The organism is Nitrosomonas communis, assembly GCF_900114745.1.
In the GTDB taxonomy this organism is placed as follows: domain Bacteria; phylum Pseudomonadota; class Gammaproteobacteria; order Burkholderiales; family Nitrosomonadaceae; genus Nitrosomonas; species Nitrosomonas communis_A.
On the sequence record NZ_FOUB01000101.1, the window covers coordinates 1 to 8423 of the forward strand.

General features: G+C 47.9%; 8 protein-coding genes and 1 pseudogene. 4 read left to right on the plus strand and 5 right to left on the minus strand.

Annotation, left to right across the window (positions count from 1 at the left end; all coding sequences use genetic code 11):
- Positions 1-12 precede the first annotated feature (12 nt).
- Positions 13-299 (plus strand): annotated as a pseudogene (locus BM122_RS24500) (transposase); the annotation flags it as partial.
- Between the two features lie 213 nt (positions 300-512).
- Here the strand turns inward: BM122_RS24500 and BM122_RS23650 are convergent.
- Complete coding sequence (locus tag BM122_RS23650) at positions 513-659, minus strand: hypothetical protein (protein ID WP_177198219.1); 147 nt, start codon at positions 657-659, stop codon at positions 513-515.
- Entirely contained in the window at positions 656-958 is a 303-nt protein-coding gene (locus tag BM122_RS19360; protein ID WP_256212226.1) for a transposase, read from the minus strand. Before BM122_RS19360 ends, BM122_RS23650 begins: the two co-directional genes overlap by 4 nt.
- A 360-nt stretch (positions 959-1318) precedes the next feature.
- Between BM122_RS19360 and BM122_RS19365 the strand changes: the two genes are divergently transcribed.
- Positions 1319-2389, plus strand: a complete 1071-nt coding sequence (locus tag BM122_RS19365; RefSeq protein ID WP_256212227.1) for an ADP-ribosylglycohydrolase family protein — start codon at positions 1319-1321, stop codon at positions 2387-2389.
- A gap of 380 nt (positions 2390-2769) precedes the next feature.
- On the opposite strand, the gene BM122_RS19370 is transcribed toward BM122_RS19365, so the two are convergent.
- The 3 genes from BM122_RS19370 to BM122_RS19385 all read right to left on the minus strand — a co-directional run bounded on the left by BM122_RS19370 (position 2770) and on the right by BM122_RS19385 (position 4241).
- The gene (locus tag BM122_RS19370; protein ID WP_074907139.1) at positions 2770-3108 is read right to left on the minus strand and encodes a transposase; all 339 of its coding nucleotides are present in this window, start codon (positions 3106-3108) and stop codon (positions 2770-2772) included.
- Between the two features lie 243 nt (positions 3109-3351).
- Complete coding sequence (locus BM122_RS19380; RefSeq protein WP_371264955.1) at positions 3352-3828, minus strand: transposase; 477 nt, start codon at positions 3826-3828, stop codon at positions 3352-3354.
- 8 nt (positions 3829-3836) lie between these two features.
- A complete protein-coding gene (locus BM122_RS19385; protein WP_218152173.1) occupies positions 3837-4241 on the minus strand; it encodes a transposase in 405 nt (134 codons plus the stop codon).
- Here BM122_RS19385 and BM122_RS23655 point away from each other — a divergent pair.
- Positions 4227-4403: a hypothetical protein gene (locus BM122_RS23655; protein WP_177198220.1), complete on the plus strand. Its 177-nt coding sequence runs from the start codon at positions 4227-4229 to the stop codon at positions 4401-4403. The two genes, BM122_RS19385 and BM122_RS23655, sit on opposite strands and share 15 nt — an antisense overlap.
- Before the next feature lie 456 nt (positions 4404-4859).
- Positions 4860-7010: a catalase HPII gene (katE, locus tag BM122_RS19390; protein WP_074907145.1), complete on the plus strand. Its 2151-nt coding sequence runs from the start codon at positions 4860-4862 to the stop codon at positions 7008-7010.
- Positions 7011-8423: the final 1413 nt, after the last annotated feature.

The window sequence follows — 8423 nt, forward strand, 5'->3', positions numbered from 1 at the left end:
GACCGGGGCTAACTCTCGCAGCCACTCTTTGAGCAGGGCGTGCAGCTCGTTACCAAAGTACGCAAGAACATGAAAAACAAGCTGTTGCCGCTTTTGACAAGCTCTTGTTACGTAAACGCTCAATTATTGAGACCGTCAATGACCCACTGAAGAATATCTCGCAAATCGAGCATTTCCGCCATCGCAGCCCATTTAACTTCTTTGTTAATCTGATAGCTGGACTGGTGGCTTACACTTTTCGCGAGACGAAACCCTCGCTTAATATCAGACTCCCTCAAGCTCTTCCATTTGTGTTGTGATGATTCTTATGTCGAACTCACGTTATATTACATTTTGAGAAAGCGGAATAATTTTATCAATAGCACACAAACTGCTACTTGACATTTAGAAGGGCATCAGTAATGCTTGGAAAAGAAAGGTGCCAGCTCCTTCATGCACTGTAGCCTAACCAGTTAATAATGATTTAGAATATATAGGACATAATGAGCATATCGACGGTTTAGTTTTGCTGTTTATAATCGCGTTGGTACGACCTTGCGCGCGCCAGTCATGTGTGCCATGGCATCTCTGGCCAGCGGGGGCATAACCGTGCGTGCGCGGCGCCTCATGTGCAAACCCACTTTCATCAATGTAAACAATGGCGCGGCCTGCGGCTTCATAGGCGGCAATCTTCTTCTGGAAGATACGCCGTGCGTTTCCGTCTGCTTTGGGATGCTTCAGAGTTTTTTTTATAGGTTATGCCAAGCTTCTTGAGCGCCAGAAAAATAGCGTTCTGAGTCACATCCAAACGTTTTGCTCGCTCGTACTGATAAGCCTCAGGGTAATCGAGAATATCCTGTCGCAATACATCAAGATCAATCTTGCGTTGGCGAAACCCTTGAGGTTTACGATGGATGTTCTTAACCCAGCGCGTCAAGCTTGCCACGCCAACATCAAACCGGGCCACCACCTCGGCTATTGTAAATCCTTCTTTCTATCGGACAGACAGGACTTTACGTCGGAAATCCAGTGAATATGCCATCAATTACAATCAAAATTATCTGGTTGTGCTATAGTATCTTTTTGTCCAATTGAGGTTCAAACACCATTCGTTGGTGGAGCCGGCTTATGCGCGAGCGCACCGCATCGCGGCGGCGCAAACCACAGTGAGCAGCAGTTGACGAAAACTATCGGCTGGGATAGATTCAACGCTCATGGATAATTCGCGTCCTGACGTTCGAAAAATCATTTAGAGGATGCTAACCAACTGGAGGATCAGAATATGTTCGGCACCTTTATTCAAGACTCTGACACCAGGGATCGGGCTGCCGGCGCCATCATGGGTGCCTTCGTTGGGGATGCGTTAGGCCTCGGTCCCCACTGGTATTACGACCTCACAGTGCTCCGCCGTGACTACGGCGACTGGATCACGACCTATGTCGACCCCAAGCCCGGCCGCTACCATAGTGATCTCAAAGCGGGCCAACTCTCACAGGGTGGCATCATTCTCCGCCTGATGCTGCGCTCGCTCGTCGAGCGCGGCGACTATGATGAAGCGGATTTCTGCCGGCGCATGGACGAGGAAATATTCCCGTTGCTCAACGGCATGCCTGTCAACGGGCCCGGGGGATACACTCAGCAGTCGATTCGCGACGTTTGGCGCAAACGTATCCAGCAAAACCTACCTTGGGGGGTACAAACCGGAGGGCCAGCCGACACCACCGAAGCGATAGGGAGAACGCTCGCATTGGCAGTCCGCTACGCCTTTCAGCCGTTGGATATGGCTGCCGCCATCTCCAGCAATACACGCCTCACCCAGAACGATGAAACCGTAGTTGCCCTTACTGTCGCATACGGTGCGGTATTGGGACTTCTGGTGCAGGGAGACAAGCTCGACGGCAGTCTTTCCGGCAAGCTCTTGCGGCTAGCAAGAGCGAGAAAATTGCCCTTCCATACGATGGCACATACCGACTTGCAACCGCCGCAGAAGGACCGTCCGCTGGAAAGCGGATATTTTATCTCGCCAGATGCACTCCTTACCCCTTCATATGTCGCGAGTGCTGCTACTGATCCCGATATCCGCATAGAGCCCGCTTGGAAAGTCTCTATCGTTTATGGCATGACCTGCGCCATTTATCACCAACTTCCCGCCGCCTATCATCTTGCCGCCCGCTTTCCGAACGATTTCGAATTGGCTGTGCTCCACGCTGTGAATGGCGGCGGTGAAAATCAGGCACGCGCTGTCTTGACCGGGGCGCTCGTCGGGGCTCAGACCGGGCTATCGGGTATACCCAAGCGTTTTTTGGAAGGCCTCGATGAAACCGATATGCTCCAGCACCTTGCGATGGATGTGGCATCGAAAGTAGGTGCTTCACTTGCCGCCGATGTAGTAAAAAATGCGGAATATTGACCGAATTTGAACTTTATAACCAACAACAACCAACCAACCTTAATCGAAGCCTGCTACCCGACTACTAGGAGCCAAAGCAGCAATATATCGGCGATGCCAACGGCCATACCTGGCTCATCGTGAACTCACGTCCGACTGAATGAGAATCTAGTCCGAATATTGCACGAGCATCAAAAATAAGAGTGAATTTGCCAGAAATTCATATTCCAAGTGGATAAATCGATTTCTATTGAGAATTTGTTGTGATGGAATGCACTTTTTTCGTATTTTTTGGTGGAAATTATGACAGAAAAGAGGTTTTTCTCTATTGACATGCGTAGCGTATCCACCCTCATAGCTATTTTATGCGGTAAACGGCAGTTCATAATCCTGTAAATGAGTTATCCAGAAGTCAGTCTGGCTGCAGCTTGGAAGTATAGTTTCTGATAAGGACAGCTACTTGCAAGTAAAAAGCGAATACGGCGGGTATTACGTAGAATAACGGCACCGATTTTGATCAGTTTGAGGCGTAATGTGCTCACATAGGCTTGAGCCAGTTCGGTACCTTGCAAGGCAAGGCGCCGTATGGTTTCCCGCAGGATGTAGGCCAGCGAGGACAGGAGCAGACGAAATTGATTTGACCACCACCACTGGCAGCTGGTGCAATCTGTAAACAGATCAAGCTGTTGTTCCATGATACGGTTTTCCATTTCACCGCGTGATGAGTAAAAGCTTATCATAGAGGAACTGCGGTTTGCCAGTCAGATTAGCCTCAAACTCTACATTATGCGCCAGTCGGATGACGAAAAACTGCCAGCATATCTCGGCTGGCAGAAAATTGCGAAAGCTTGAGCATGTATGTGTCACCGGAGTAGCGGATGCCCCTCTTCGCAATACATGCTGGTTCACCATTGAACGGTTATTGTATTCTCCTACCGCTTCACCCTGACGAGCGACATATAGATGATCTCATATAAAATGATTCAAAATACATAGGTGGCAAAGAGCTGGTCGATGGAACAACCTTCCCTTTTTCTGATGGCTTTGGCCTGGGCCCATTTTGGCTCCATGTCATTAAAGTCTGGGGAATAAGGCGGCAGGTATTCAAGTGTATGCCCGGCATTGGCAATGGCGGTTTGGATATCCTGCCTCTTGTGGAATGTCGCGTTGTCCATGACAATCACGCAAGCGGGCAGAAGTTTAGGCAACAGGTCCTGCGTCACCCATGCATAGAAAATGTCGGCGGTGATATGGGCTATGAACAGGCCTACGGTCAGGAGCGCCTTTCCGATCAGGGCGCCGATGACATGGGTTCGGCCTCTTGCATGCCAATCTTTTACGCCATGGGCGCGTTCACCCATTGGCGCATAGCCATGCGTGCGCGGCATGTCGTGAGCAAAGCCGCTTTCATCAAGGTAGACGATGACGCGGCCTTCGCGCTCATATAGCAGATCCCATATAAAATGATTTAAATTTCATAAGCGGCAAAGAGCTGCTCGATGGAACAACCTTCCCTTTTTCTGATGGCTTTGGCCTGAGCCCATTTGGGTTCAATGTCATTTAAGTCTGGGGAATAAGGCGGCAGGTATTCAAGCGTATGCCCGGCATGGGCAATGACAGTTTGGATATCCTGCCGCTTATGGAAGGTTGCGTTGTCCATGACAATTACGCAAGCGGGCAGAAGTTTAGGCAAAAGGTCCTGCGTCACCCACGCATAGAAAATGTCGGCGGTGATATGGGCTATGAACAGGCCTATGGTCAGCAGCGCCTTTCTGATCAGGGCGCCGATCACATGGGTTCTGCTTCTTGCATGCCAATCTTTTATACCATGGACGCGTTCACCCACTGGCGCATAGCCATGCTTACGCGGCATGTCATGCGCAAAGCCGCTTTTATCAATGTAAACGATGACGCGGCCTTCGCGCTCATAGCCTTCAATTTTTTGCTGGAAGATACGCCGCTCTTCTTCGCTGGCTTTGGGGTGGCGCAGGCTTTTTTTTATAAGTCACGCCCAGACGCTTTAAAGCATGATTGATGCCCTGGGTACTGACGCTAAGCCATCGGATAGGTCATCCGTAAATTATGGTCAATTTATGTGAGGTTGGCTATAAAAGGCCGCTTGCTTGCAAAAGATCAGCCGCTAAAGTTGGTAAAGCACAAATTTTTATGTCTCGATTCATGGTGTTCTGTTAGAAAGTAAATAATATTTCAAGACAAGCAATATTATACCATTTTAAGACACTATTATTTTTATATATCAATTAGTTACCTTTGTTCCGTGAATTCCGAAATTTTAGTTATTGCTGCGATGAATAAATAATATTCCTCTAGTAAGAAAAAATCATTGAATTTAAAACGCGAAAAAACGTCTACCAAAAATCAGACAAAGCGCTTGGGCTTTTATTTTTCCAAAAAAGTGGAAAATAAATCTGCCGAAATGTTTCATCTAATTTTATTGAAAACTATAAAACAATTATTAAGAGGAAAGATAATGGCAGCAGATAAGAACGATCAAGCCAACGGCAATTATAAACTACAAGATCTAGAACAAAACCGCGAAGATAGCACCGAACAATTTCTAACGACCAATCAGGGCGTTCGCATCAACGACAATCAAAATTCATTAAAGGCGGGCGAGCGCGGCGCGACGCTTCTCGAAGATTTTATTCTCCGCGAAAAGATCACGCATTTCGACCACGAACGTATTCCCGAACGCATCGTTCATGCACGCGGCGCAGGGGCGCATGGGTATTTTCAGGTTTACGAATCAATGGCGAAATATACGAAGGCAAAATTTTTGCAAGATCCGAGCGTGAAAACACCGGTTTTCGTGCGGTTTTCGACCGTCGCCGGTTCGCGCGGCTCGACCGATCTGGCGCGCGACATCCGCGGTTTTGCCGTTAAATTTTACACTGAAGAGGGAAATTACGATTTAGTCGGCAACAACGCGCCGGTGTTTTTTATTCAGGATGCAATGAAATTTCCCGATCTCGTACATTCCGTGAAACCCGAACCACATAATGAAATTCCGCAAGCCGCCGCCGCGCACGATACTTTCTGGGATTTTGTCAGTCTGATGCCCGAATCGATGCACGCGATCTTCTGGGCGATGTCGGATCGCGCGATTCCGCGCAGTTTTAGAATGATGGAAGGCTTCGGCGTCCATACATTTCGTTTTATCAATGAGGAAGGCAAATCCCATTTCGTCAAATTTCACTGGAAACCGCTTCTCGGTCTGCATTCGGTTCTCTGGGACGAAGCGACGCGCATTTCGGGCAAAGACCCCGATTTTCATCGCCGCGATCTCTGGGACGCAATCGAAGCGGGCGTTTATCCTGAATATGAATTCGGCGTGCAGATCATCGCCGAAGAAGATGAACATAAATTCGAATTCGATCTACTCGACCCGACAAAAATCATTCCCGAAGAGTTAGTTCCCGTGCAGCGGATCGGCAAAATGATTCTGAATCGCAATCCCGATAACTTTTTCGCGGAAACCGAACAAATCGCGTTCCATCCTGGTCATATCGTTCCGGGCATTGATTTTACAAACGACCCGCTGCTGCAAGGGCGCCTGTTTTCTTACCTGGACACGCAGTTATCGCGCTTGGGCGGACCGAATTTTCACGAAATTCCAATCAATCGCCCGATCGCGCCGATTCACAACAATCAACGCGACTCGCAGATGCGCCAGATGATCAACAAAGGACGCGTGTCGTATGATCCGAATTCTCTGGGTGGCGGCTGCCCGTTTCAGGCGATGATGACGGAGGGCGGTTTTCATTCTTACGAAGAACGCATTGATGCCCGAAAAGTGCGCGCCCGCAGCGAAAGCTTCCGCGACCATTTCACGCAGCCTGCGTTGTTTTATCACAGCCAATCGGAAGCCGAAAAAAAACATATGATTGACGCTTTTTCGTTCGAACTAGGAAAGGTCGAAATGGTCGCGATCCGGCAGAGAATGGTCAACATGTTGACGCAAATCGATAAGGATCTAGCAAACAAGGTTGCTGCCAATCTCGGATTAACGGCGCAGAACCCCGAACAGCCGATCAACCATTCATTCGGCGCGGACACCGACCCAAACAAGGTTCAGCCGACCGACAAGAGGAACTATCTCGATAGATCCGAAGCGCTGAGTATGGAAAATACCGTCAAAGACACCATAAAGACGCGCCGCGTTGCTTTTCTGGCAGCGGACGGTGTAGATGACGACGCGCTCGACGCGATGAAAAAATCATTAATTGAAGAAGGCGCAATGGTCAAGATTATTGCACCGCGGCACGGCTCGATCAAAACCGCCGGCGGCGCAGAAGTCAAAGTTAACGAAACATGGCTGACGACTAGCTCGGTTCTTTTTGACGCGGTTTACGTTCCGGGCGGTAAGACGAGCGTTGACGCTTTAGCAGATGAAATGGACGCGATTCATTTTGTCAACGAAGCCTTTAAGCACTGCAAGGCGATCGCCGGCGTCGGCGAAGGCGTCGAATTTATCAAAAACCAGACGTATGCCGGGAAGGATGAAACAGATAAAGCTGTGATTTTCGGTGGCACGGCAAAGGAAACGGCCAAACCTTTTGTCGCGTCAATCGCCCAACACCGCAACTGGAAACGCGAAACGGCGCATAAAGTTCCGGCGTAAATTGTGAACAATATGAAAAATTGAAGGAAGAAGATCAATCTTTTTCCTTCAATTTTTAAGCTAAACACTGAATCTATTTATTCTCAAGTCCCGTCTGATTTTGTTCAGGTTTACCGCGTCTGCGCGCTGGCTTGCAAAGGCAAAGGCTAAGCGAAATTAGTCGAAAATTTGAGAAAAACTGCCCCTATACTTTGTTTGTTGGCGAACTCAAAGGCAACAAGGTCGTCGAGCATATTTTTTTCCGCCCGATCAAGTCTGAGGATGAAAAAACCGATTTTCTCGGACTTGCGCGATGACTGTTTTGTTCGAATTTCAAAATCACGGCATCGGGTCAAGGCTCGTCCGCGCAAGTCTGAAAACCGTTGCGGAAAACGGGTTTTCTGCCGCTTTTGTTCTCGGGCACGCAAATTATTACCCGCATTTCGGGTTTCGGTTTTGATATTGCGAAAACAGAGGGTTCTCGTAAGATTATGACGTTCCCGACAAAGTTTTTATGATTCTGGAACTGGAAAAAGACGCGATCAAAGATAAGAAAGGCTTGATCAAATACTGTCACGAATTTGCCGAAGTAAATTCTGCCGTTACTCACACGAGAGAGTTTCCGTTTCATTTTGAAAACCTTCATCAATCTCCAAAGTCCGCGAGATTCTGTCAAGATTCAAGCTCCGTGCTGAATCGTTGAAAGTTTCTCTGTAAAGCCCGCTTTTTCAAAGAACCCTTCGTTCGTTACGCTTTCGACAATATGTCCTTATTAGAGGACGAAAATTACGCCCGAATCAAGAATTTGGGTAATAGCACTGAAATCTAGTCTGGCGGCGATAAGCTTTTGCAGGGATTCACCGCACTATGGGCAGTATGCAATGCCCAATATCGAGCATTCCCTTTACTGATCATTTATTCAAGATGTTTTTCCAATTCATGTAGATAAAGCTCTCTTGACACGCTCCCGCGGCTCTTCCCGCAGCGCCGGCGGATCTACTGCCAAATCAAACAGCCTGATGTGATTCAGCAATGCATCATTCAGAAAGGAAACTATGATGTCAGGCGCAAGTGTGGTCAAGTTGGCCGTGACTGACCTAGCTCCTGTCGACGCTCTCTTGAGTCGCTATTTCTTCCAGAGATATGTTTCATCAATATCGTCAATTAACGATTTCAAGGTTTTATTTAACAGACTAGAGTTTAGAGTAAACCATTTCCCACAGCTGGGATTTTTTCCAACTTAAATGACGTAAAGCAATTGATCTTTTTGTCGTATTACCTGTTGTTGCGTTATTCCTATCCTGAATTCCAATTTTTATTCCAATCTGGTGGCATGAATTTTTTATATTTTGCATGCCACCATGACCGAATAGCGATATGTCTTAAAATATTGACCAGTCCTTTACGAATCTGCCCGGCAGTTTGAGGCTGATG

Bases quoted from the DNA above. Each gene is read 5' to 3' on its own strand.
- BM122_RS23650 (WP_177198219.1), bottom strand. From the start codon at position 659: ATGAAGCCGCAGGCCGCGCCATTGTTTACATTGATGAAAGTGGGTTTG.
- BM122_RS19365 (WP_256212227.1), top strand. From the start codon at position 1,319: ATGGGTGCCTTCGTTGGGGATGCGTTAGGCCTCGGTCCCCACTGGTAT.
- BM122_RS19370 (WP_074907139.1), bottom strand. From the start codon at position 3,108: ATGATAAGCTTTTACTCATCACGCGGTGAAATGGAAAACCGTATCATG.
- BM122_RS23655 (WP_177198220.1), top strand. From the start codon at position 4,227: ATGCTTACGCGGCATGTCATGCGCAAAGCCGCTTTTATCAATGTAAAC.
- BM122_RS19385 (WP_218152173.1), bottom strand. From the start codon at position 4,241: ATGCCGCGTAAGCATGGCTATGCGCCAGTGGGTGAACGCGTCCATGGT.
- katE (WP_074907145.1), top strand. From the start codon at position 4,860: ATGGCAGCAGATAAGAACGATCAAGCCAACGGCAATTATAAACTACAA.